The following is a 23,353-nucleotide window of genomic DNA, read 5'->3' as shown; positions in this document are numbered from 1 at the left end:
CGTTAACAATATTTTATTTATGCTTGCTATTTATTCATGTGCGAACGTTTTTGTCAAACATTTGTCCATGAGATCTGCCGTTTATTGACTTGCATCGCAATAACGGCATCACAAGCGCAACGATCCAGCTCTTCGCCCGATGGACTTTGAGCTTACTTTTGCCACAACAACCCTCGTCGATGTGGCAAAAGAGTGGCTATAGTTTGAGTATTGCCTTCACCGACTTGCCGCTGTGCTGGTCTGCAACTGCCTGATTAATCTGATCGAATTGATAGAAATCACAAAGCTTGTCGAAGGGGAATTTGCCTTCCATAAACAAGTCCACCATCACCGGTATAAACTCAGCGGGGTGAGCGTCGCCCTCGCAAATCCCCTTCACTTTAATACCGCACAACAGCATATTCAGCACATCCAGCTTGAGCATGGCGTCGTCTTCAGTGCTGGGAACACCCACAATGCCAATCTCGCCACCAGCGCCCATTGCTGCAACCAGCCCCTGGAACACAACCCCTTTTCCGGTGGTATCCAGTGCGTAGTTCAAACCATTGGGTTCAATTTCGCGGATCGCTTCTGTCATATTCACCGACATCGGGTCTATCACATGGGTCGCCCCAACTTCCAGCGCCAACTGACGGCGATTCTCGTGGGGTTCAACCACGATAATCGTTTTGCAGCCCTGGGCGACGGCGCCCAATACAGCGGCAAGCCCCACCGCCCCGCCACCGGTTACGGCAACGGCTGAACCAGGCTCACAGGAAAAGGCGCGCATAAAAGTGCCTGCGCCTGTTTGAATTCCGCAGCCCAGCGGCCCGAGGAGTTCCAGCGGCGCATCGTCGCGCACTTTCACAACATTGTTTTCATAAGCCAGTGCGTAGCTCGCAAAGGACGACTGACCAAAGAAGTGGCTACTGACCGGGCCCTGACTGTCTTTCAAGGCCTTGCTGCCATCGGCACGCAAGCCGACAAAATTCAACGGCGCAAATTGCTGACAGTAGTTGTGGTGATCGTGCCCGCAGGGAGCACATTGTTCACAGAAGGTATAGGACAACACGACGTGATCGCCGGGTTTGACCGAGGTCACTGCCGAACCGACCTTTTCGACGATTCCTGCGCCCTCGTGCCCCAATACAATCGGCATTTCGGCGGGAATAGCCTGGTCCCGGGCAGCAATATCCGTATGACACACTCCCACACCCACAATCTTGACCAACACTTCATTGTCGCGGGGGTCTTCGAGTTGCAGTTGCTCTATCGAAAAATCGCTGCCGGCGGTACGGCTCACTGCTGCTGTAATTTCCATGCTTCAATCCCGTTATTGTGTTATCAGATTTATTTGCTTAGTCGTCCAACAGGGCACAGACTGACTTGGATTCGGTAAACATCAGAACGCCCTCGTCACCGACCTCACGCCCAATACCCGACTCCTTGAATCCGCCGAAGGGCATCGCAGAATCAACAACAAAGTAGGTATTGATCCACACAGTTCCGGCATGAATCGCCGCCGCCATTTTGTGAGCGGTTTTCACGTTTTTACAGTAGAGGTTGGCACCCAAACCAAAGCGCGACTTGTTCGCCAGCCTGATGGCTTCTTCTTCGGTGCTGAATTTGGTTGCCGCCAGCACAGGGCCGAAAATTTCTTCGTTGAATACCCGTGACTGCTCAGTCGCACCCGACAGTATCGTCGGCTTGACGAAGTAGCCTTGGCCGGGTAATTCAGCATCCGGGCTGATAGCTTCGGCGCCCTCTTCCTGGCCTATTTTGATATAACTTTCAATACGCTCGCGCTGCTTCTTATTCACCACCGGGCCGATCATGGTGTTGGCATCCTGCCCCGGACCGATGGGCAGGTTTCGGGCGACTTCGTTAATACCGGCAATCACATCGTCGTAGATCGACTCGTGGCACAGCAGCCGAGAACCGGCAAAACAGGTTTGTCCTGAGTTAAAGAAAATCGCCATGGCCGCGTCGGGGATCGCCTTGTCGAGATCCGCATCAGGCATGATGATGGTAGGCGACTTGCCTCCAAGCTCAAGGCTCACTCGGCGCAGGTCATTGGCGGAGCTGCGGAGTATGTGCTTACCGACGGGGGTTGAACCGGTGAACGCAATCTTGTCGACATCGGGATGGGTAATCAGTGCTTCGCCTGCTTTTTCACCAACACCGGTCACAATATTCAGCACCCCCGGTGGAACACCCGCCTCCAGCATCAACTCGGCTAAACGCAGGGTGGTCAGCGAAGTCACCTCCGAGGGTTTAAGCACCACGGTGCAACCCGCCGCCAGTGCCGACGCGATTTTCCAGGCAGCCATAGACAAGGGGTAGTTCCACGGCACTATCGCGCCGACCACACCGATAGGCTGGCGCAGGGTGTAGGCATGATACTGGCGTCCATCACCGGAAACAGGCAGGGTTTTACCGTAAATTTTGGTACACCAGCCCGCCATATACCGGAACACTTCCACCGCCGCGGGTACATCCACCATCATCGCCAGATGTTTGGGCTTACCATTGTCGTAGCTTTCCAGCAGCGCCAGCTCATCGGCGTGGGCTTCAATTTTCAGCGCCACTTGCTCCAGCAAACGGCTGCGGTCGATGGGACGCATTTTCGCCCATTCCGCCGACTCAAAGGCTTTGCGTGCGACCTTTACCGCCGCATCTATTTCCGCAGCACCACCCGCCGCGATCGACGCGAAAATCTCGCCGTTGGCGGGGTTTTCTACATCCAGTCGCTCGCCGGACTGGGCGTCGCACCAATCCTGACCGATTAACATTTTGCCCGACGGAATTTTGAGATCACTGATAGAGTTCATGGCTTGGCTCCAACTTTTGTTATGGGGTATACAGCGTGCCGCGTCGTTATGTTTAATCCTGCCTGGACAAACCGTGGCTGGCGTCCAGAAATTTGTCTGCATGGATATTGGCTTCGTCGATACCCAGTTCCAATACGGTTGCAGTGACCGCGTCGATCATGGGCGGTGGGCCACATAAATACACCTGGGCGTCCTCACCGATATATTTACCTGCCACAGTGTCGATGGCGGTATTCACAAAGCCGCGCAAGCCCTGCCAATCGCTGTCTTCAGGCTCGTCAGACAACACCGGCACGAACTGGAAGGCACCATCCCAGGCTTCCTCTATCTGTTTGATACGATCAAGGCAGTACAGATCTGCCTGGCTGCGCGCCCCGAAAAACATCACACAGGGTCGGCCATGAGGTGCTTTTGCCGCCTGCTCAAGCAGGCTTACAATCGGTGCCAATCCACTTCCCCCACCCACACAAATAATGGGGCCCTTGCCCTCGCGCAACCAGAAGTTGCCAGCGGGACCGTGGATTTTCACCTTGGCACCATCCAGCTCGCCGGCAAACAACTTACCAGTGAATTCACCGCCTGGAACCAGCCGAATAAACAGCTCTACGTCCTGATTACCGCCTTCGGCAGGCGCCATGGCAAAGGAATAGGAGCGAATACCGTAAATGTCCTCGTGATGCACTTGCACATACTGTCCCGCATCAAATTTCATCGGCCGATCGAGACGAATCGTCACTCGGCGAGTGTCGTGGGTCAGCTCTTCCTGAGCGACGATTTCGCCCTGAAAGTCCTCTGGCGGTGTGAGCTGCTTCAGTTCGAAATGAGGAATATTGATGACCGCATCGGCCTTCAGAGCCGCCTGACAGGTCAGAATCACATTACTCTGCAGCTCCTCCGCCTCCAGCACATAGGCAAAATTTGTTAACTCACGCACCTTACCCTCAGACAACTTGCACTTGCACGTACCGCAGGTACCCACAGTGCAGCTATGGGGCATGGCATAGCCCGCTGCCAACCCAGCTTCAAGAATCGACTGACCCGGCTGGACCTCAAAACTGACCCCCGCTGGCATCACAGTGACCTTCTTTGGTGAAGGCTTAAGAAAAGAGAATATCGACACAACGACTCCTTACCCGGGGTGAACCGAAACCAACGCGGCAACGGCAATTCATTATTAGTTAATGCAAATAATCTTAAGTATGCGAACCTTTTATGTCAAGCATCCAGATTTATAATTATCACAATGCTCAATAGGGCAACGACCTGCTAAAACCGACTATAAAACGACCGTAGTCCTACCACCCTGCCCCCGCCTCATCGGCGTCCTTCTTATTTTATTTCGCTTACTTATTGTTACCCATCGTAAATTAACGGAAATACTCTCCGAACACTTCCCACCCCGGGTAACGCTCCGAACTACCCACGAAGACTACCCCAAGCCACCTGCAAGCCTTTTAGTCCGACGGTATCGCACCGTTACTGGCTACTTGCGACTGACAATTCCTATCGGACGACTGCGCCTCACCCATCCCTCGACGCACCAAAGCGTTCTGGCAAAAGCCCGAATGCCGCCCTCACAACTACCATCACCCAACCATCAGCGAATTAAGTAACATACCGTGTAGACGAACTGTATTTAAACAATACAACCTTGTCAACAGCTATCTGCACTAACGTGGATAATCCTCGCTCACCCTCCGCCAATCGGGCCTCTGGGGCCACCCAGACCCCATCCGCCCAGCAGCTCAAAACACCGCAAGCCGTTCTGCCCGATCGCGAAAACAGCGACTTTATTTTAAGCAAGCGAACTCTTTTCATCAGTTCAACACGGATGGGGCGGCACGCACGCCGCTCACCGCCTGCGCCGACGGGCCTGAAAATAAAAATTTTTCGATGAATGGATAGAAGGGCAATAAAATAGGTTTACGAACTTTATTCGTACGCGTACTATTAATATTAGTACTAAATTGGCGCCTGGCGACTGACCCAGTTCAAGCATCAGGCCTATAACTGATAAGCACAAACCTATTCGACGGGAGTCCCGGATGTTTAGTCACAATACGCTCACTCAAAAACGCATTCTTATTACCGGTGGCGGCACCGGTCTTGGCAAGGAAATCAGCCGGGGCCTGCTACAGTGCGGAGCAGAGGTTTATATCTGCGGTCGCAGGGAGTCCGTATTGCAGGAATGCTGTGAGGAATTGAGCGCCGACACCGGCGGCAAAATTCACTACCGCATTTGCGATATCCGCGACCCCGACTCCATCGAAGCCATGGTGGACTCCATCTTTCAGGAAGGCCCATTGACCGGCCTTATCAACAACGCCGCCGCCAATTTTATTGCGCCGACCAAAGACCTGTCCCCCCGCGGCTACCAAGCCATTCGCTCGACCGTGATGGACGGTTCCTTTTATACCGTATTGTCAGTTGGCAAGCGCTGGATCAAACAGCAGATTCCCGGCAGCATTGTCAGCAATCTGGTGACCTGGGTTTGGACCGGCTCGGCCTTTGTTGTGCCCTCGGCGATGGCTAAAACCGCGATTGACTCCATGACCAAATCCCTCGCCGTTGAGTGGGGCCGCTACGGCATTCGCGTGAATGCGGTTGCCCCCGGCCCCTTTCCCACCGAGGGCGCTTGGGACAAGCTCAACCCCACGGGCAAGTCCACCGGCGCGACTGACTCCGAGAGTGTCCCCATGCGCCGCTACGGCAAAATGCCCGAGCTGGCCAATTTAATGACCTTTTTACAGGCCGATGGCTGCGAGTATTTGACCGGGCAAACCATTGCCATCGACGGCGGACACCACCTTGCGGCGCCCAGTACCTTTGCCAGCCTCGCAGACCTGAACGACGATGACTGGCAGGAAATACGAGACAGCATCAAGGCTTCGGCGGAAAAAGAGAAAAGCCAGCGCAGCACCGGCTAAAGGCGCGGAGCTATCCAATAAAAAGGGGTTAAAAAACAGTTATGGAACTATCAGCCTTTACATTTTCAGTCAGCGACGGGGTCGCTCATATCACTCTCGCCCAGCCCAAGCGGGGCAATCCCTTCGATGCCACGTTTTGCGAGGAATTCAAGCGCATCGCCATCGAATGCGACGAGCGCCGGGATATCCGCGCTGTATTAATCGACGCAGAGGGCCCCTACTTCAGCGTGGGTGGAGACCTTAAAACCTTCGCCAATGGCGAGCGCGACGCTCTGCCGCGATTTATAAAAGACGCCACCGCCAATATTCATATGGGATTGTCGCGCATGGCGCGCATGGACGCCCCGGTGATATTGGCCGCCAACACCCTGATTGCCGGAGGCGGCGTCGCGATGGCAGCCGCCGCCGACTTTGTACTCGTCGGCCCGGAGGCGCGGTTTTACGCCGCTTTCGCCGGCATCGGCTTCTCCTGCGACTGCGGCTCTTCCTATTTCCTGCCGCGGCGAGTGGGCAGTCGCAAAGCCTTTTCCTTTTTCGCCCGCAACGAAAACTGGACCGCGCAGCAAGCGGTGGATTACGGGTTGGCCAGCGAGCTGCATCCCGCCGAGACACTGGCCGACGCCGCAAAAAACCTCGCGGAAGAACTGGCGAAAGGACCGACATTTACTATAGGTAAGTACAAGAACCTGTTCCTGAGCAGTTTTAGCAATACCCTGGAAACGCAAATGGAAGCCGAGGCGAGAACTCTGGCAGACTGCACCCGTACTGACGACACCTGGAACGCGGTGCTCGCCGTTGCCCGTAAAGAACCTGTTACCTTCAAATACAAATAAAAGAGGATCGACACCATGTGGGCCTTCCCCGAAGTCAAAACCGTTGCCGACATTGTTCGCTATAATGCCAAGCACTACGCCGACCGCCCAGCCACTCAGTTTATGGGCTATTCCATCAGTTGGGCGGAAATGGATGAAAAGTCGAGTAAACTGGCCAATGCCATGCGCGCGGCCGGGGTTGTCGCCCGCGACCGTGTATTATTCTACGGCGGCAATTCCGACGATTATTTTATTACCATATACGCCTGCGCCAAGCTCAATGCGGCGTTTATTCCCATGAACTGGCGGCTTGCCGCAGCAGAAGCGGCGGTGATTCTAGACGACGCCGAGCCCGCTCTGGCCATTGTACAAGACAGCTTTGCTTCGCTCTGGGAAAAGGCCAGCCAGTCCAACAGTCGCAATATACCCGTAGTGGCCATGCAGGCCGGCAAGCAGGACAGCAATCCGCTGTGGCAGTGGTTTGCCGACGCCGACAGCAGCGACCCCCGCGCTTACTGCCAGCCTGATGATACCGCCTGGCAAATTTATACCTCGGGTACAACCGGTGTCCCCAAGGGCGTCGAAATGGTTCACGGCGGTATTATGAATATGCGCCTGTGTGAACACCTCGAGCCCGCCTATACCTGGGGCCCGGAGGATCGCTACCTCTTCTGTGTACCCAGTTTTCACCTGCTCGGCCTCGGCTTGTCCATGCAGGCAATGTATAACGGTGCGGCCATTGTCATCGCGACTCAATTTGACCCCACCGAGGTGCTGCAACTGATTAACGAGCAGAAACCCACCCTCGCCGGGGTTGCACCGGTGATGCTGCAGTTTCTGCTCGACCACCCGGAAACCGACAACACCGATTTCAGTTGCGTGCGCGAAATCATGTACGCCGGCTCACCGATTTCAATGGGCCTGTTGAAACGTGCCATGGAAAAAATCCCCTGCAAGTTTATGCAGTTCTATGGCTCAACCGAGTCGGGTGGTGCAATCACCCTGCTCCGCCCCGACGACCACGACCTGAGCAACGAAAAGCGGCTAACCTCCTGCGGTAAGCCGCTGCCGCTGATTGACATTCGCATAGTGGATGGCGACGGCAATGTCCTCGGCGCGAACCAGCCTGGCGAAATGCTGATAAAGCTGCCCTCCATTGCCAAGAGCTACTGGCGCAAGGCAAAAGCCTGGGACGAGGTGTATAGCGACGGCTGGTATAAATCCGGCGACGTGGGTTACTTCGACGAAGATGGCTATTTTTATATTGTCGATCGCGCCAAGGATATGATTGTCACCGGTGGCGAAAACGTCTACTCCACAGAAGTGGAGAATTGCCTGTCTCTGCACCCCGACATTGCCGCCTCAGCGGTTATCGGCGTACCCAGTGAAAAATGGGGTGAAGAGGTCAAGGCGCTGGTAATACCACGCCCGGGCAGCACCCCGAGCGCTGATGAGATTATCAATTACTGCAAGGAGAATCTGGCAAACTACAAATGTCCGAAATCCGTCGAGTTTGTCGAGGACTTTCCCCGCACCGGCGCGGGCAAGGTATCGAAAAAAGACCTGCGCGCGCCCTACTGGGAAGGACAGCAACGTGGCATTGGCTAACCAGCCCAGTAACGCACACAAAACACCACGCGTTGGCGGGCACAAACCTTGCCGCGCCACCGCAATTATTAATGAACCGGAAGAGGCACTTTAACTATGGCAACAACCTACAATGACGCATGGTTGATCGACGGTCGCCGCAGTGGCTTCGGCGAAGTCAACGGCACCATCGCCCACCTTTCTGCCACCGACCTCGGCATCGCCGTCGTCAAAGGGCTTTTTACACAAGCCAATATTAACCCGCAGGATGTCGACTGCCTGTTTGCCGCCAACCTGGCGCCATCGGACTTCGACGCCGGCTACCTGCCCCGCCATATCGGCCTGTACTCCGGTATGAAGCAAAGCGCACCGGCCTTGATGCTGCAACGGCTGTGTGGGTCTGGCTTTGAACTGATCGCCGCAGCCGCCGACTACCGGCAATTGAACAAGGCCGAAGTCATGCTGTGCGTCGGCAGTGAATCCATGTCGCGGATGCCGGTAGCCAGCTTTACCAGCCGTGGCGGCTTCAAACTGGGGCAGGTGGATTTTCGCGACTATTTGCTGGAACTGCTCTACGACGCCGCTGCTGATATTCCAATGGGTTGCACCGCAGAAAACCTGGCCAAGCAATTTAATCTGAGCCGGGAAGAGGTCGATGAATTTGCCTTCAACAGCTTTGAGCGGGCATTGGCGGCGCAGAAATCCGGCGTACTGAACGACGAAATTCTGACCCTGACCAACCAGACCTTTGAGTGTGAAGGTTTGAAAACCAAGCAATTCAAATTGCCCCGGGGAGTTGACAGTTTTGCCACTGATGAGCACGTGCGTCCGACGAGCCGTGAAACTCTCGCCAAATTGCGGCCCTCGTTTGCTAAAGACGGTGTGCAAACCGGCGCCAACAGCTCCGGTATCGTTGACGGTGCCGCCGCCGCGCTGGTGGCCAGCGCCGCCTATGCCGAGCGCACCGGCGTAAAACCACTGGCGCAGATCAAGGCGTCCGCCGCCGCGGCTGTTGACCCCCACTATATGGGCATAGGTCCCGTACCGGCGATCAAGGACATTCTCGCCAGCACCGGCTTAGCGCTGAGTGATATTGGTTTGTTCGAAATCAATGAAGCCTTCTCCGCCCAGTGCCTGGCCGTAGCAAGGGATCTTGACATCAGCCTCGACAAACTTAACGTTAATGGTGGTGCCACCGCCTATGGCCACCCCCTGGCCGCAACGGGCGTGCGCTGCACCACCACCCTCGCCAAGGAAATGAAACGCCGTGGCATCAAGTACGGCATCGCCTCTGCCTGTGTCGGCGGCGGCCAGGGTAGCGCCCTGCTGCTGGAAAACCCCGAGGCGTAAGCCTCCTGGCGCACCGGCAAAGCTGCCGGTGCGCTCTTTCCCCTGCCACATTTCCCGGCCTCAGCTCAGCTCGTTGGCCTTCGCCCCTGCTTTCAGAATATCACCCACAGCGGGTAATTCCCCGGCATTGCTGTCAAAGCCCATCGGCAAACACCAGGCTCGCCCCATTTGCGTATGCGCCTTGGCATAGCGGTACAGTGCTACCGCGCTCTGTGTTTTAAAATCGTCGCTAACATCGGTCAGTGCCAACAGCCGCTCGCAGTAAAAACCAGCAGCATGCAGATCGCCATCACCACAGGCCGATTCCAGTTGTTCACGCAGTGCGCGGACCTCTGCATCCTGCTCGTTGCGACTCAAAGCCAGCAGCGACTCACACAGATTCTCCAGCAGCGTATCGCAATAATTGTCGACGGCCTTCTCCTGACCGTCCTGCTGCTGCAGCGCGGCAAGATGCCCCAGCAGCAGGCCAGCCTGCTCCCTGGCCAGTGGCTGATCGTCGCCGATGGCGGGCATAATACTGTCCTGTAGTGCACGCATCATTGTGGATACACGCAGGGATTGTGATGGATTCATAGGGGAGACTCCTCCAGCAGCGAGAGTAATTCGTCGGAAAAGGCGTGCCCGGCGGCGGTCAGCCAGCTCAGCAGAATGTCCTGATGGCTGTGCTGACGCTTTGCTGTTTGCGCGGAGGTCGCCAGACAAATCGCCACACACTTGTACACGCTCAGCACCTTGTAAAAATGCAGATGGGCGGGGTTGACCCGCCGTCCGGTAGCACGGTGGTAGCAGTCGCACAGCTGCTCCGGGGTGAGCAGGCCCGAAGCCATGATCTCTCCCTCGGCAGTGACACCTTTGTGGCAGATTATCCAGGCAAGATCCTCGTGATAGTCACCGATATGGGCCAGTTCCCAGTCGAGAATGGTAGTAATTTCCTGGCTGTCTTCATCGAACAGATAATTGCCGGTACGAAAATCCGCGTGAACTACCACCAGCTCATCGGTGTCGGGCAAATGATCCCGAAGCCACCGCTCGGCCAGCCCCATTAGCGGACTGCCTTCAATGGCGTCATCGCGCCACACACTGCTCCACCAGTTAACTTGCCACCTGGCGGCCTGCTTAGGGTCGGCATCGGGCACATGAAATACTTCGGGGTCGAAATCCACCGGCACCCCGTGCATCGCCGCCAGATAGTCGATGAATTGCGCCGACAATTTCTCGCGAAAGGCTTCCGGCACCAGGGTGCCGAGACCGGAGACATTGCCGCTGTCCCCCGAGGGCTTCGTCACACCACCAATAAACCCGGCAATAAGGGCCGGGCGGCCCAACTCGCTGCCGTCGACATCAGCCCACAGGGCCGGCGGCACCGGCAGCACGGACTCCATCCGTCGCAACACACTGACCTCCTTGCGGCGGTCGGAGACGACGGCGCTTTCCAACGGGTCCATACGCAGCACACAGCGTTGGGTCGGCTGGCCTGCCGCGTGCAAATCGAAAACAAACTGCTCTTTTGATGCGCCGCCGCCCATACGGCGTAGCCCCTCTACCCTGGGCTGCGCTACCCCGTTACGGGCGAGAAATGCCTCCAGTTTTGGCCCCATTTCCGCCGCTGTCACCGAGCGGTACGCCGGCTCGCCCTTGTTGCGAGCAGCCTGTTCAAGCATCGCGACCACGCCGGGTTCGATATCGCGGCCCGCCACATAGTTTGAAGCAACCGATAGTGTTGTCATCACGCCGCCTCCCGCTTGGCTTTCACGTATTCGATCAGGCTGTTGGTCCACATCACCTCGCAGCAGCCGCCGCCGGGAACCCCGTCGATGTGGGCGGTAATCGGCGATTCAAACAGGGTTATCATCGGGTCGGGGCTGAGGTAGAACGTCGCGTAGGGGATGCCCTGAAAGCGCGTAAGCCGCCCCGCCGAATCCCGTATATCGGCGTTTACAGAGCGCGTAGTCATATCCTCATTCATGGCAAATTCGATATCCACATTCACCACCTGAGCGATATGGCCGTTTTTATCGACATAGCCACGGGTCAGCGTCTGTCCCATCGACTCCAGTTTCCAGAAATGCACACTGAGTTCCGGCCCGGCCTGAGCGTGTATCCACTTCCAATGCTGATTGACACCCCAGTCACGAGTGCCCCATGAGTGATCGCGCTGGGTATAGCCGCGCAGGGGAATCTCGCGGCCATTAAAACGAATCCAACCGGACTGAGTGCCCTGCTGTTCAAAGCGATCGTGGGCAATCCACTGGGGACAGCCTCCCGCGTGAGAGCTATAAGCGTAGGCGGGTTGGGCGGCGGTAAAGTGATAATCGATTTCGAAGTGTTCCGACTGATATTGAATATGCGCGGTGTCCAGTAACTCGCCAATACGCAGCTGCAAACGCTCAACCCGCCAGTCGTAAAAGTCCATATCAGCGGGCACCGCCACTCCGTCAAGCATATCTACCAGAGGTTCCGGCCCCACCCCTGGCCCGTACAGAGTCACGGCACAGCCGGCCTTGCCTTCGCCATTCACCCAGGTGTAGATAATCCCGGCAATGCCCTCCTCGGGCAGCTGCAGTACATACGCAAGAGACTCCCGCGCAAGCGGACCGCTGCCCAACTGATGACGATTGTCGTGTATTGGGTCAAGGGCTTTAATATCTGTGGTGTATTTTCGCTTCATGATTGGCTGCTCCCTGTTATTTAAATCGTTATGGGCAACAGTATTAGCAAGCGAACTACTTGAGGCAATAGACCAATTTCAGTCTATCGGGGCAGTATCAATTCACGAAAACGGGCAGTGACAGGAGGAAAGGGCGGCATTAGCACCGCCGCCCTGCTGATTTACTCGGTGCGATGCCGGTCGATATAACGCTCACGCACCACGAGATAGACAGGAAAGGTGAAGGACACACCAATATACGACAGGGCCACAAAGAACCAACCCCATTTCATGCCCATGCCTATCCTGGCAGTATCGAACACCACCCAGATCATAAACACTACCCAGGCAATCATCATATCCAGACTGAGAAAGGCCGCCGTCTCGCCCGCGTCGATGGCATCGGTAAAGAAAGACAGCGGGTCGAGAATATTCCCGCCATTGCGCATCCAGTCAAAAGCGTGGGGCCAAGTGAGTATCAGTGCGGCAATACCCAGGATAACGAAAATTATATGTTTGATATTCTGTGCGGTCATGGTGTCTCCAATATTGTTATCAATTTCACCAACACCGACGCTATTACCAGCGCGCGGCCAGCACCACAATATCTCTTATAATTTCCGTTCGCAAGCTAATATGTATTGTAATTCAGGCGCCTCGAGGCAGATGATAGATCGCCGACGATCTCGCCACCAATGTCTCATCGGCATAGAGCTCGGCCCGAGTGAAGGCCATACGGCCGGTGCGCTTTTGCAACTCTGCCCGACACTCCAGCCAGGTGCCCACCGTGGAGGGGGCAAGATACTCCACCGAAAGACTTATCGTCGGCGTAATCACCTCGGCGGAAATACCCAGCTGTGGCCTGACTCCTTCCAGTTGCCAGTCGGCCAGGGTCGCCATTACGCCACCGTGCAAGGTGCCACCGTCATTCAGGTGGTGGGGCTGAACACGAAAGCCCAACAAAAACCGGTTTCCATCTTCCTTGCAATACACGCCGCCAAAACGCTCATCAAAGGGCGAGCCAGAGCGGATGGGGCGGAAGCCTTCGGGGATAGCAAGCGCAGACTGTGTGTGATCGGACAATGGGCGTACTCCTGTAAAACGACATGAACTAACACTTCACAGCGCGATCACGCCCGTCGCCGATAACAAAGCGGTACGGTTATTCACCCCGAATTTTTTAAACAGTCGTTTAAAGTGATTTTCAATGGTGTATTCAGACAGGGATAACTGCGCTGCGATTTGCTTATTACTGTACCCCCTCGCCAGTGCATTCACCACCTGTTGTTCCCGAGGTGTCAGCGCCGGGGGTCTGTCCCCATTATCCTTCTCCGGTGTTGTGCAAATCAATGGCGACAGCCAATTTGCCATAATGGCGTTGGCCGCGGCTGCGGTGAAGGTGTTCATCGCGTCAAGCGTATCGTCGGATACAATGCGACGACATGGGCCATCGCCTTCCTGGCGCATCAGCCCTCCCACCAGGAAGGTATCGGCGCTGAAGGGGTGGATCGCCGCAATAATGTCCCGGTAGCCAACCCCGTTGATAAAATGCCAATAGGCGCTGTGGGGGTCGTTCTTTGTTTCTAGCTGACCCCGTTCTAACAGCAGGGGAGTCGGTTTGTCCGTCGGCCAACGTTGGCAGTGCAGAAAGGGGTCCTGGCGCCACAAGCTCCGAGTGTAGCCCTGGGCAACGGGTCGACTCATGCCATAATTACAGATAAACCGCACCCCTGCGCGCTCAGGGTGGGCAGAGAACAGGAACAGGCAGAAGTTATTGGCGCCGGAGCGCGCCATGATTTCCTGGGCACTTAAGTGCTGATCAGCAGTGAGTTGGTACATAGCGATATTTTTATTTATCTCGCGAACCATTAGCAAGCAAGATACTTTGCCGACACAGGGCTTGTCAACGGCACAAATCCCCATAACGCAGTCGCAGCGAGCCGGTGCAAGCGGCTATAATGAGCCAGCAGTCACTGATGATTCAGCGCACAGTGCTGACGATACTCCAGGGTAGACGGTATAAGGATAGTAGCTTGACTGAGAAGACTAAAAAGATACGGGTCCCCCAGGCGCAGCGTACGGCTAATATGCGGTTTCGCCTGTCGAAAGCAGCCTTTGAAGTCATTCAGGAGGTCGGCTATGCCAACTTCCGCACCTCGGCAGTTTCCAAAAAGGCCGGTGTCTCCCAGGGTGCCCAGCTACATCACTTTCCCACCAAGAACGACCTGACGCTGGCAGCAATGCAGTACGCCTATGAGCAGTCCCACAGTATTTTCTCGCGGAATATCTCGGCCTTCAAAGCCGGCGACGACCCGATAGACGCGGCGATGAAAGACGCTGAAGACTTTTTTATGTCGGACTATTTTATGGTCGCACTGGACATTCTGATGGCCGGCGGCAAGAACGAGGAATTGCGCGACCAGCAAATCAAACTGGCCATTGCCAGCCGCTCAGAGGTTGAAAAGGCGTGGATCGACCGGCTGATCGCCCTGGGCTGGGACAAGGAACTCGCGGAAGATATTTTAAACCTGAGCTTTTGTGTCGTCCGGGGCTATGTGGTGAAAATGTTGATTAGCGAAAACCCCAAGCAGTACCAGCGGCTGGTCACCCGCTGGAAGCAGATGGTGAGCGCCGCGGTAGTAAGCGGTCAACCCGCCCACTCCGCTTAGCGCTGTCATTAACCGCTGACAATGCTCAGGATTGTAGCGCGGCTTCTGCCAAACCCAGCGTTTCGCTGATCTCATCGAGAATTGCCGCGTCATCAATGGTCGCGGGCACCTTGTAAGGCTCGCCGTTCAGCATTTTTTGTAAGGTCGCCCGCAGAATTTTACCCGAACGGGTCTTCGGCAAACGTTTCACCGCCCTCGCCTGTTTAAAGCAGGCAACCGGGCCAACCTGCTCCCGGACCAATGCAATGGTTTCCTGTTCTATCTCCTCCACCGGGCGGGCGACCCCGGCATTGAGCACCAGCAAACCGTAGGGCACCTGGCCCTTCATGGGGTCGTTCACCCCGAAGACCGCACACTCAGCCACGTCGTGATGGGCCGCCAGCACCTCCTCCATACGCCCGGTGGACAGCCGGTGACCCGCCACATTAATCACGTCGTCGGTGCGACTCATAATGTGAACATAGCCCTCGTCGTCAATAAACCCGGCATCACCCGCATCGTAGAAACCCGGATGACGACTGAGATATTTTTCGATAAAGCCCTGATCGTTTTTCCACAGACTGGGCAGGGTTCCGGGTGGCAGCGGCAGGCGTATGACCAGCGCGCCCATTTCCCCGGGAGGGAGTTCCCTGCCCTCCTCGTCGAGCACCACGACATCGAAGCCCGGCACACATTTACCCGACGACCCATACTTCACCTGGAACAGTTCCCGTCCGGCGCAATTGGCCACCGCCGGCCAGCCCAGTTCGGTTTGCCACCAATGGTCGATGACCGGAATACCAAGCTGTTTTTCCGCCCAGTGAATGGTGTCGGGATCGGCCCGCTCGCCGGCCAGAAACAGGTGTTTCAGGCTGGACAGATCGAAGTCCTCCGGCCCATGGCCCTCGGGATCTTGCTGTTTAATGGCACGGATGGCAGTGGGTGCGGTAAACATCGCCTTGACCTTGTGGCGTTCGATCAAGCGCCAGTACGAGAAGGCATCGGGGGTGCCCACCGGCTTGCCCTCAAACATTATCGCTGTGGCACCGCGAATCAGCGGCCCGTAAACGATATAGGAATGACCCACCACCCAGCCGATATCCGAGGCCGCCCAAAATACATCGCCGGGGTCGATGCCGTATATCGCCCCGAGACTCCAATTCATCGCCACCAGGTGGCCGCCGTTGTCCCGCAGCACACCCTTGGGATTTCCGGTGGTGCCCGAGGTGTAAATAATATAAAGAGGATCGGTGGCCTGCATGACTTCGCACTCGGCGGGCGCCCCCCCTGCCTCGCATTCGACCCAATCCAGGTCACGCCCCACCACCATCTCGGCATGCAGCTGTGGACGCTGCAAGATGATGCACTTTTCCGGTGGGTGCTGGCAGCGTTCAATCGCCTCGTCCAGCAAAGGTTTGTAGGCCACCAACCGACCGGGCTCGATGCCGCATGACGCGGAAATAACGAGTTTGGCACCGCAGTCATCAATGCGCGAGGCCAGCTCATTGGCGGCAAAACCACCGAATACTACCGAGTGCACCGCACCAATTCTGGCACAGGCCTGCATTGCCACCGCGGCCTCGGGCACCATTGGCATATAGATCACTACCCGATCGCCCTTGCCTACGCCCAGAGCCTTCAGGGCACCGGCAAATTTGGCCACTCTCTCCAGCAATGTCTGGTAGCTAATGTGCTCGATCGTGTCGGTGACCGGACTGTCGTAGATCAGAGCGGTTTGCTCCCCCCGTCCAGCAGCAACGTGGCGATCCAGGCAGTTATAACTGGTGTTGCACTGGCCGTCGCTGAACCATCGGTATAACGGCGCCTGACTGTCATCCAGCGTGACGGTGGGATTGTGAAACCAGTCGATTTCCTTCGCAGCTTGCTGCCACTGCGCAATATTTTCCTGCATGCTCATTATTATTCTCTCCTCACGCGTTATTCAAAATTGATCGCCACTGTGCCGATCCCTGAAATCTCCAGTGACATGGTGTCACCCGGACGCACATCCTCCAGGGGCACCAGCGAACCAGAGAGAATAATATCTCCCGCCGACAATGAAATATCGTATTTGCCAAGGGTGTTGGCCAGCCAGGCGACACAGGTCAGCGGGTTGCCCAATGCCGCAGCACCGCTGCCTTCACTGAGCAGCGCCCCGTTTTTGAAGACCTTCATTTTGCACGAGGGCAAATCCAGATTTCGGGGGTCAACCTTGTCTTCTTCATTGACTACGAAGCTGCCGCAGGACGCATTGTCAGCTACGGTGTCCTGAATCTTGATTTTCCAGTCGGCAATACGGGAGTCGACAATTTCAAAACAGGGCATGACGTATTCCGTCGCCGCCAGCACGTCGGCTTCCGTCACCCCAGGACCCTTGAGGTCGCTGCGCAGGCAAAAGGCGATTTCACCTTCAGCCCTTGGGGCGATCATTCCCGCCAGCGACAGGCTGCCCTCGCATTGCATAGCCTCAGTGAGAAAGCCGAAATCGGGCTGGCGAACATTCAGCATATTCTGCACCGCCTCGCTGGTCACTCCGATTTTCTTGCCGATAAGTCGTTCGCCATCAGCCAGACGCTTTTCCAGCATGGCCAAGGAAATGGCATATGCGGCGTCGATATCCAGCTCGGGATGTCGATCCGTCAGAGGCGGTACAGCAACGCCCTGACGCAGGGCGGTATAGAGTTCATTGCTGAGCTGTTCAATCTGCTGAGTATTCATAAAACGTGCGCGGCTCCGGTTACAGAATAATGCTGATTTTGGCCTGGGGTCTAAGCCCGTCCAGCGCCAGGTTGCAGGTCTTTTTCACTATTTTCAGTTCGCCCTCGACCTCTCTGAGCAGGTAGCGATAATGGCCAATAAAAGTATCGGTGTGACCATTCTTGGTACGGTAGACCACAAACCCTGCACTGACACCAACCTCGGTGCCGTTGTCACTTTCAAGTAGAATATTGCTGACCAGATGCTGCACCTTGGAACGGGGGAACTCCGCATGGCAGGTACGTTTATCCAGCCGAATCACACGTTCCTCAAGGCGGGCACGGTTATCGGCGATGTAGTAAAGATGCTTGGCCGGGTCGGCCTCCTCGGCGGAAACATCGGTGGGCGGCACAAAATAACCGCCGTCTTCCGTAAACAGATCCAGCCACTCATTCAGCCGCCACGAATCGAGTAACTGAGCTTCGTGAAACAGTAATTGTTGAATCTGGAAGTAACGCAACAGCGATTCCTGGGTCGCGGTAATTTTCATTGTTATTTCTCCCCTTCAGTCGCAACTCGACGATTCCACTCCCGCCAGAAGGCGCGCATTTGCAGTTCGTCATCAAAGGACGGCTGCGAGGCTTTCATACCCTTGGAAATATCGTTCCACGGCACATTCGCATGGGCCTGAAAGCCTCGCTGACAGTGCTCCAGCGCCTCAACGTCGTCCGGTGTAGCAAACCCGCCGGGGCCGATAAATTCGAGAAAGTTGGACAGGCGATATTCACGGCGCCATTCACTTTCATCACACACACCGAGAGCAAAGGCGTTAATCATCATTTCGTCAGGCGCAGTGGGATAAAAGGTGCGCACGGTAATCGCCATGATGTCGTTAATCACCAGGTTGGGAAAAATAATCATATTGCGATTCAGCGTTGCCATCTGTTTGGCTTTGTCCTCACCCAGACGCTCAACCAACTCGGCGTAGACCCGGTCCAGTTCTTCCTTGCCCTTTTCACCCCACATCGGAATCCACTGGGCAATGGGTCGTCCCCAGGGCGCACTGTATTCAATAACCGCATGACCGTTGCCCAGATCGTAGCCCTTGCCGGCCAATTTGGTCGCGGTAAGACTGCCATTGGTGTTCATCAGGTAGTCGAGGTAGGTGGCGTGGGTTGACTCGGCATGGTAGCCATCGACACTGTTCTCTACTAACAGTTTCCAGTTGGCGCGAATGGAATACTCCTGGGTACCGCCAACAATCTCCATTCCCGCGCTGGACTGGTCTGCGACGATATCCAGATATTCCTTGGCGCCAGCCAGGTAATCCGGCAGTGGCTCAATATCCTCCTTAAAACTGACGAAATAGAATCCCGCATAGCTGTCCAGATGCGGTACCGCGCGCAGATTGCAGTTGCCGTTTTCCTTGAAGTCCTTGGCGTAGGCCGGTTCACCGCTGAGGTGATTGATTTCACCGTTATTTTTAAACACCCAGCCGTGGTACATACATTGAAAGCTCTTCGCCTTGCCTTTTTTCTCTCGGCAAACCGTTGCGCCACGGTGGGGGCACACATTGAAAAAGGCACGCACTTCGCCGTCTTTGCCCCGTACAAAAATCAGGTTTTGTCCCGCGACGGTGCGTGTAACAAATTCGTTGGCATTGCGCAGCTCCGACTCGTGGCCGAGGTACAGCCAGCAATTCTGGAAGATTCGGTCGCGCTCCTGCTCAAAAATTTCCTGGCTGGTAAAGCTGCGCCGGGCAACCTTGAAGACGCCGCGATCGTTGTCATCAATAATCAGGGGATCAGTCATCACACTTCCTCTTTCTTATGCTTTTAGTTCCGCTTCAGTTTGCCCCAGTGTGGGCGTGTCAAATATTGTGATGGCGCCAAAGCGCCATCTGCCAGCACAGCTAGGCTGCGCTGGATTCAGGATCGTCATGGGTCAGGTGCAGCCACATTCGCCGAAAGACATCCGGGGTTCTTACCTGGCGGTCGCGAATCTCCTCGGTATTAAGCAAACCTTCGCGGGGGTCAAATGCCGCCGCGCGAATTTGTAGCTCAATGCGCGCGCTGTCCTCAAGAAACCAACTGTAGGTCAGCATTTCCTCCAGCGAGGCCGCGGCGACAACCGCGCCATTGCCGCGCATCACCAGTGCAGGCCGATCGCCCATCAATTCAGCCAGGGCACTGGCGGCGGCATCATTGCGCAGCAGTCTGGGGTCGTGCCACAGGGGAATATAATTAGCGAAGTAGGCGCCGATGCCGTGGCGACACATCGGAGTAAGCCCCTGAGTAGACAGCGCCATGATCGACGGCGGCATCATTCGGCCTATCGCACCGACATCAGCGCGCCGCTGATACAGGTACTGGTGAATTCTCACCTCGCCCAGCACCCCTTCCGGCAAGGGCTCGCGAATGGCCACCCGCTGATTGTCGGCCCCGGCGGGTATACACCCCATCGGCAATGGCGGGCACACCCAAAAGTAGTCGTCGTTTTCGCGGAAACTGCAATGACCAAAGGCATGGGCCAGCCCTGCCCGAGCCATTGCCCGGGCGGCCATGCGCAGTTTGCGCTGCTGCTCGGCAAGGCCGGGCGTCATCACGAGCCGGCTCCCGCTGCGACCAGTCCCTTCTCTCTGGCCATTGTCAGCGCGAGGTCTTCGATCATATCTTCCTGCCCCCCGACAGTGCCCCGGCGCCCCAGTTCGACCAGCACATCCCGTGCGGAGATACCGTAGCGCTGCTCGGCGCGCTTGGCGAACAGCAGGAAGGAGCTGTATACACCGGCGTAGCCAAGGGTCAAGGCATCGCGATCAATGCGAATGGGCTGGTCCATCATTGGCACTACCCGGTCTTCGGCAACGTCCATGATCTTGTACAAATCGATACCGGTAGCCATTCCCATGCGATGCATCACCGCGACCAACACCTCCAGCGGAGTATTTCCCGCCCCGGCACCCAAGCCGGCAACCGAGCCGTCGATGCGGCTGGCCCCGGCGCGAATGGCGGCCACCGAATTGGCCACTCCCATCGCCAGGTTGTGATGGCCGTGAAAGCCGATTTCGACATTGGCGGGCAATTTGTCACGCAGCAGGCCAATTTTTTCACTGACCTCCTCGGGCAACATAAACCCGGCCGAGTCAGTGCAATACACACAGTTGGCACCGTAGCTGGCCATCAGACTTGCCTGTTCCAGCAGGGCTTCAGCGGACACCATATGGGCCATCATCAGAAAGCCCACTGTGTCCAGGCCCTGCCCGGCGGCATACTGGATATGCTGCTGGCTTACATCCGCTTCGGTACAATGGGTAGCTACACGAATGGTAGACACTCCACAGTCCTGCGCCATACGCAGGTGATCCACTGTGCCGATCCCCGGTAGCAACAATGCAGAAACCTTTGCTTGCTTCATTTTCGGCACTACCGCACGCAAATAATCTTCGTCGGTATGGGCGGGAAAACCATAGTTGACGGAAGCACCGCCCAGGCCGTCGCCGTGGGTCACCTCAATGAGAGGCATACCCGCGTCGTCGAGGCCGGTGGCAATATTGACCATCTCCTCAATCGAAATCTGATGCTGTTTGGAATGCATACCATCGCGCAGGCTCATATCGTGCAGCTTTACCCGAGACTGTTGCATTGCTGATTCGCTGCTCATTACACGGCCTCCTGTGCACGCTGTACCAACATTTCCGCCGTGCGCAGAGCCGCTGCGGTCATAATATCCAGATTGCCGGCATACTTGGGCAGGAAATCCCCTAGCCCTTCAACCTCAAGAAACAGTGACACCCGCTGGCCATCAAACACTGGCCCATTGACCAGTTTATAGCCCGGCACATAACGCTGAACCTCAGCCACCATGGCGTGCACCGACCGGGTAATGGCTTCCTGCTGTGGCTCGCCATCGACAAGGCAATGCACCGTGTCGCGCATCATCAGCGGTGGCTCGGCGGGGTTGATGACAATAATCGCCTTGCCCTGTTCAGCGCCGCCAACCAGCTCTACCGCTTTGGCCGTGGTGCGAGTGAATTCGTCGATATTCATTCGAGTACCCGGCCCTATCGACCGCGAGGCCACGGTAGCCACAATCTCCCCGTAGGTCACCCGCTGCACACGGGACACCGCCGCGACCATCGGGATCGTTGCCTGACCACCACAGGTGACCATGTTTACATTGTTTACGGTGTCGCCCCCAAGTGCGGCGAGGTTGACCGGCGGCACACAAAACGGCCCGATGGCCGCCGGTGTCAGATCGATCATCGTCACCCCCAGGGCGTTCAGCTTGCGGCTGTTCTCTGCGTGGGCATAGGCCGAGGTAGCATCAAAGGCTAATGTAATGCCGTCGCGCTCGACCATTGGCAACAGGCCGTCCACTCCATCAGAAGTGGTTTTCACCCCCAGTTTTTCTGCCCTTTTCAACCCTTCGGAATCGGGATCAATACCCACCATCCACACTGGCTCGACCCATTCAGAACGACTCATTTTCATTAGCAGGTCGGTGCCGATATTGCCGGAGCCGATAATCGCAGCCCGTTGTTTAACCGCCATGTTTCACCCATATATTCCGTTGCGTTATTGGTCTGTGGTACATCGACAGCTCAGTCTCTCAGCAAAAAGCCGCGCACCAAATCAGCAAAGGCCGCGGGCTTTTCAACCTGAGTCCAGTGGCCACACTCACCGAAAATATGCAGCTCGGAATTTTTCAGCAGACGGTGCGCCTTGATCGAATTATCCATAGGGACAATCACATCCTCCCGTCCGTGCACTAGCAGTACCGGATGGGAAATTTTTTCGATTTCGCTTTCGGGAATCGATAGACCATCGAGTTTTTCCTGCATTGGTTCGGGAAACAGCTTTTCGTAGGCCTCCTGATACCCGGGGCGAATACTCGCCTCGTAGCGCGACTTGATGATCTCGTCACTGACCAGATCCTTGCGGTAGGCAAATATCGACATCAGTTCGCGCATCGCTTCGACCGAGGGCTTGTAGCCCCAGACAATACGCAGACCTTCGGTAATCTCGAAGCGGATGCCGGCCGCCCCCATCATGACAAAGCGCTCCACCCGCTCGGGATGGCGGGCCGCCATGGCCAGACTCAGCGCACCACCAAAGGAATTACCGACAAAGTGCGCTTTTTCAACACCGGTGGCATCCATAAAGTCGCAAACGAAAGCCAGCCAGTTTTCCATGTTGTAATCGAAATTTTCCGGATGATCGGTGTAGCCGAAACCGACGACATCGGGGGCCAGCACGTGAAAGTGCTGCTCTAGCTGGGGAATCAACAGACGCCAATTGGCGTAGCCGGTTACACCGGGGCCAGAGCCATGTAGCAGAATGACAGTGGGATTTTCCCGGCTGCCAGCCTCAAGATAATTCGCGCCATAGCTGCCCAGCTCTGCGCGCTTGCCTATTTCCGGATTGGTAGTGCTGCTCATCATCTTCTCCCGAAGCGTTAGCCCGTAAGGGTCAGGGGATTTATAGTTGTTTAAACCGTTTGGGACGGGGATTAATATAAATATCGTCGCCCACCACCTTCACATCAAAATAGGGAAGTGGTGCTCGGCAGGGCATGGTCAGGGCTTGACCGGTGCGCACATCGAAGCGACCGTTATGCCAGGCACATTCCACCTGATAGCCGTCGAGTTCACCCTCGTCGCTGAGAGATGCCGCACCATGGGTACAGCGGTCGGATGTCACATATATCTCACCATCAACCTGGTAGATGGCCAGATCAAGGCGCCCACCGGGATGTTTGGCAGTGCCGATGTCGCCCTTTGGTAACTCGGAGACCTTTGCAATGAATTTCCACTCGTCGGCCTGGGCACTGTCGGTGGCGATGACTTTACTATTCATTATTATCACCTGTTGAAACT

At 56.1% G+C, this 23,353-nt stretch carries 23 protein-coding genes; 5 read left to right on the top strand and 18 right to left on the bottom strand.

Translation table 11 applies throughout. The features are described from left to right. Positions 1-196 precede the first annotated feature (196 nt). From HCU74_RS01615 to HCU74_RS01605, 3 genes are read right to left on the bottom strand one after another with little or no spacing between them, the layout of a single operon-like run. Positions 197-1,300, bottom strand: coding sequence for an NAD(P)-dependent alcohol dehydrogenase (locus HCU74_RS01615; protein ID WP_168448644.1), 1,104 nt, complete (start codon positions 1,298-1,300; stop codon positions 197-199). A gap of 37 nt (positions 1,301-1,337) precedes the next feature. Then, the gene (locus HCU74_RS01610; RefSeq protein WP_210425069.1) at positions 1,338-2,810 is read right to left on the bottom strand and encodes an aldehyde dehydrogenase family protein; all 1,473 of its coding nucleotides are present in this window, start codon (positions 2,808-2,810) and stop codon (positions 1,338-1,340) included. A 52-nt stretch (positions 2,811-2,862) separates the two neighbouring features. Further along, positions 2,863-3,930 carry a 2Fe-2S iron-sulfur cluster-binding protein gene (locus tag HCU74_RS01605; protein WP_168448643.1) on the bottom strand — a complete coding sequence of 356 codons (1,068 nt, stop codon included), beginning with the start codon at positions 3,928-3,930 and terminating at the stop codon, positions 2,863-2,865. A gap of 925 nt (positions 3,931-4,855) precedes the next feature. On the opposite strand from HCU74_RS01605, the gene HCU74_RS01600 reads away from it, so the two are divergent. The 4 genes from HCU74_RS01600 (at position 4,856) to HCU74_RS01585 (ending at position 9,486) form a co-directional block, all read left to right on the top strand. Then, positions 4,856-5,737 carry an SDR family oxidoreductase gene (locus HCU74_RS01600; protein ID WP_168448642.1) on the top strand — a complete coding sequence of 294 codons (882 nt, stop codon included), beginning with the start codon at positions 4,856-4,858 and terminating at the stop codon, positions 5,735-5,737. A gap of 41 nt (positions 5,738-5,778) precedes the next feature. Further along, positions 5,779-6,570 (top strand): enoyl-CoA hydratase/isomerase family protein, encoded by a 792-nt coding sequence (locus HCU74_RS01595; protein ID WP_168448641.1) that lies wholly within the window; start codon positions 5,779-5,781, stop codon positions 6,568-6,570. A 15-nt stretch (positions 6,571-6,585) separates the two neighbouring features. Beyond that, the gene (locus HCU74_RS01590; protein ID WP_168448640.1) at positions 6,586-8,157 is read left to right on the top strand and encodes a long-chain-fatty-acid--CoA ligase; all 1,572 of its coding nucleotides are present in this window, start codon (positions 6,586-6,588) and stop codon (positions 8,155-8,157) included. A gap of 96 nt (positions 8,158-8,253) precedes the next feature. After that, positions 8,254-9,486 carry a thiolase family protein gene (locus tag HCU74_RS01585; protein WP_168448639.1) on the top strand — a complete coding sequence of 411 codons (1,233 nt, stop codon included), beginning with the start codon at positions 8,254-8,256 and terminating at the stop codon, positions 9,484-9,486. 60 nt (positions 9,487-9,546) lie between these two features. On the opposite strand, the gene HCU74_RS01580 is transcribed toward HCU74_RS01585, so the two are convergent. The 6 genes from HCU74_RS01580 to HCU74_RS01555 all read right to left on the bottom strand — a co-directional run bounded on the left by HCU74_RS01580 (position 9,547) and on the right by HCU74_RS01555 (position 13,972). After that, entirely contained in the window at positions 9,547-10,059 is a 513-nt protein-coding gene (locus HCU74_RS01580) for a hypothetical protein (RefSeq protein ID WP_168448638.1), read from the bottom strand. After that, the gene (locus HCU74_RS01575) at positions 10,056-11,213 is read right to left on the bottom strand and encodes a phosphotransferase family protein (RefSeq protein ID WP_168448637.1); all 1,158 of its coding nucleotides are present in this window, start codon (positions 11,211-11,213) and stop codon (positions 10,056-10,058) included. Before HCU74_RS01575 ends, HCU74_RS01580 begins: the two co-directional genes overlap by 4 nt. Continuing rightward, positions 11,213-12,154 (bottom strand): DUF7064 domain-containing protein, encoded by a 942-nt coding sequence (locus tag HCU74_RS01570; protein WP_168448636.1) that lies wholly within the window; start codon positions 12,152-12,154, stop codon positions 11,213-11,215. The genes HCU74_RS01575 and HCU74_RS01570 overlap by 1 nt, the downstream gene beginning before the upstream one ends. A 161-nt stretch (positions 12,155-12,315) precedes the next feature. Then, entirely contained in the window at positions 12,316-12,669 is a 354-nt protein-coding gene (locus HCU74_RS01565; protein WP_168448635.1) for a DUF2834 domain-containing protein, read from the bottom strand. 112 nt (positions 12,670-12,781) lie between these two features. Further along, complete coding sequence (locus tag HCU74_RS01560; RefSeq protein ID WP_168448634.1) at positions 12,782-13,216, bottom strand: PaaI family thioesterase; 435 nt, start codon at positions 13,214-13,216, stop codon at positions 12,782-12,784. A gap of 36 nt (positions 13,217-13,252) precedes the next feature. Then, positions 13,253-13,972 carry a helix-turn-helix transcriptional regulator gene (locus tag HCU74_RS01555; protein WP_168448633.1) on the bottom strand — a complete coding sequence of 240 codons (720 nt, stop codon included), beginning with the start codon at positions 13,970-13,972 and terminating at the stop codon, positions 13,253-13,255. Positions 13,973-14,166: 194 nt separating this feature from the next. Here HCU74_RS01555 and HCU74_RS01550 point away from each other — a divergent pair, with 194 nt between their 5' ends. Next, complete coding sequence (locus HCU74_RS01550; RefSeq protein WP_168448632.1) at positions 14,167-14,802, top strand: TetR/AcrR family transcriptional regulator; 636 nt, start codon at positions 14,167-14,169, stop codon at positions 14,800-14,802. Between the two features lie 25 nt (positions 14,803-14,827). Here the strand turns inward: HCU74_RS01550 and HCU74_RS01545 are convergent, their stop codons facing one another. The 9 genes from HCU74_RS01545 to HCU74_RS01505 form a co-directional block, all read right to left on the bottom strand. After that, entirely contained in the window at positions 14,828-16,699 is a 1,872-nt protein-coding gene (locus HCU74_RS01545) for an AMP-binding protein (RefSeq protein ID WP_168448631.1), read from the bottom strand. Positions 16,700-16,719: 20 nt separating this feature from the next. Next, entirely contained in the window at positions 16,720-17,499 is a 780-nt protein-coding gene (locus HCU74_RS01540) for a fumarylacetoacetate hydrolase family protein (protein WP_168448630.1), read from the bottom strand. A 19-nt stretch (positions 17,500-17,518) separates the two neighbouring features. Next, complete coding sequence (locus tag HCU74_RS01535) at positions 17,519-18,028, bottom strand: aromatic-ring-hydroxylating dioxygenase subunit beta (protein ID WP_168448629.1); 510 nt, start codon at positions 18,026-18,028, stop codon at positions 17,519-17,521. A 2-nt stretch (positions 18,029-18,030) separates the two neighbouring features. Further along, on the bottom strand, positions 18,031-19,290 hold the full coding sequence (locus HCU74_RS01530) for an aromatic ring-hydroxylating oxygenase subunit alpha (protein ID WP_168448628.1): 1,260 nt from the start codon (positions 19,288-19,290) through the stop codon (positions 18,031-18,033). Between the two features lie 100 nt (positions 19,291-19,390). Further along, positions 19,391-20,080, bottom strand: coding sequence for a class II aldolase/adducin family protein (locus HCU74_RS01525; RefSeq protein ID WP_210425102.1), 690 nt, complete (start codon positions 20,078-20,080; stop codon positions 19,391-19,393). Then, positions 20,080-21,138 carry a 4-hydroxy-2-oxovalerate aldolase gene (dmpG, locus tag HCU74_RS01520; protein WP_345889642.1) on the bottom strand — a complete coding sequence of 353 codons (1,059 nt, stop codon included), beginning with the start codon at positions 21,136-21,138 and terminating at the stop codon, positions 20,080-20,082. Before dmpG ends, HCU74_RS01525 begins: the two co-directional genes overlap by 1 nt. Further along, positions 21,138-22,028 carry an acetaldehyde dehydrogenase (acetylating) gene (locus tag HCU74_RS01515; protein ID WP_168448627.1) on the bottom strand — a complete coding sequence of 297 codons (891 nt, stop codon included), beginning with the start codon at positions 22,026-22,028 and terminating at the stop codon, positions 21,138-21,140. The genes dmpG and HCU74_RS01515 overlap by 1 nt, the downstream gene beginning before the upstream one ends. Positions 22,029-22,078: 50 nt before the next feature. Continuing rightward, on the bottom strand, positions 22,079-22,915 hold the full coding sequence (locus tag HCU74_RS01510) for an alpha/beta fold hydrolase (protein ID WP_168449137.1): 837 nt from the start codon (positions 22,913-22,915) through the stop codon (positions 22,079-22,081). Between the two features lie 40 nt (positions 22,916-22,955). Then, positions 22,956-23,333 (bottom strand): non-heme iron oxygenase ferredoxin subunit, encoded by a 378-nt coding sequence (locus HCU74_RS01505; protein WP_168448626.1) that lies wholly within the window; start codon positions 23,331-23,333, stop codon positions 22,956-22,958. Positions 23,334-23,353: the final 20 nt, after the last annotated feature.

It is taken from the genome of Spongiibacter thalassae, from assembly GCF_012272835.1.
Lineage (GTDB): Bacteria > Pseudomonadota > Gammaproteobacteria > Pseudomonadales > Spongiibacteraceae > Spongiibacter > Spongiibacter thalassae.
This window is presented reverse-complemented; position numbering and strand designations above follow the sequence as displayed.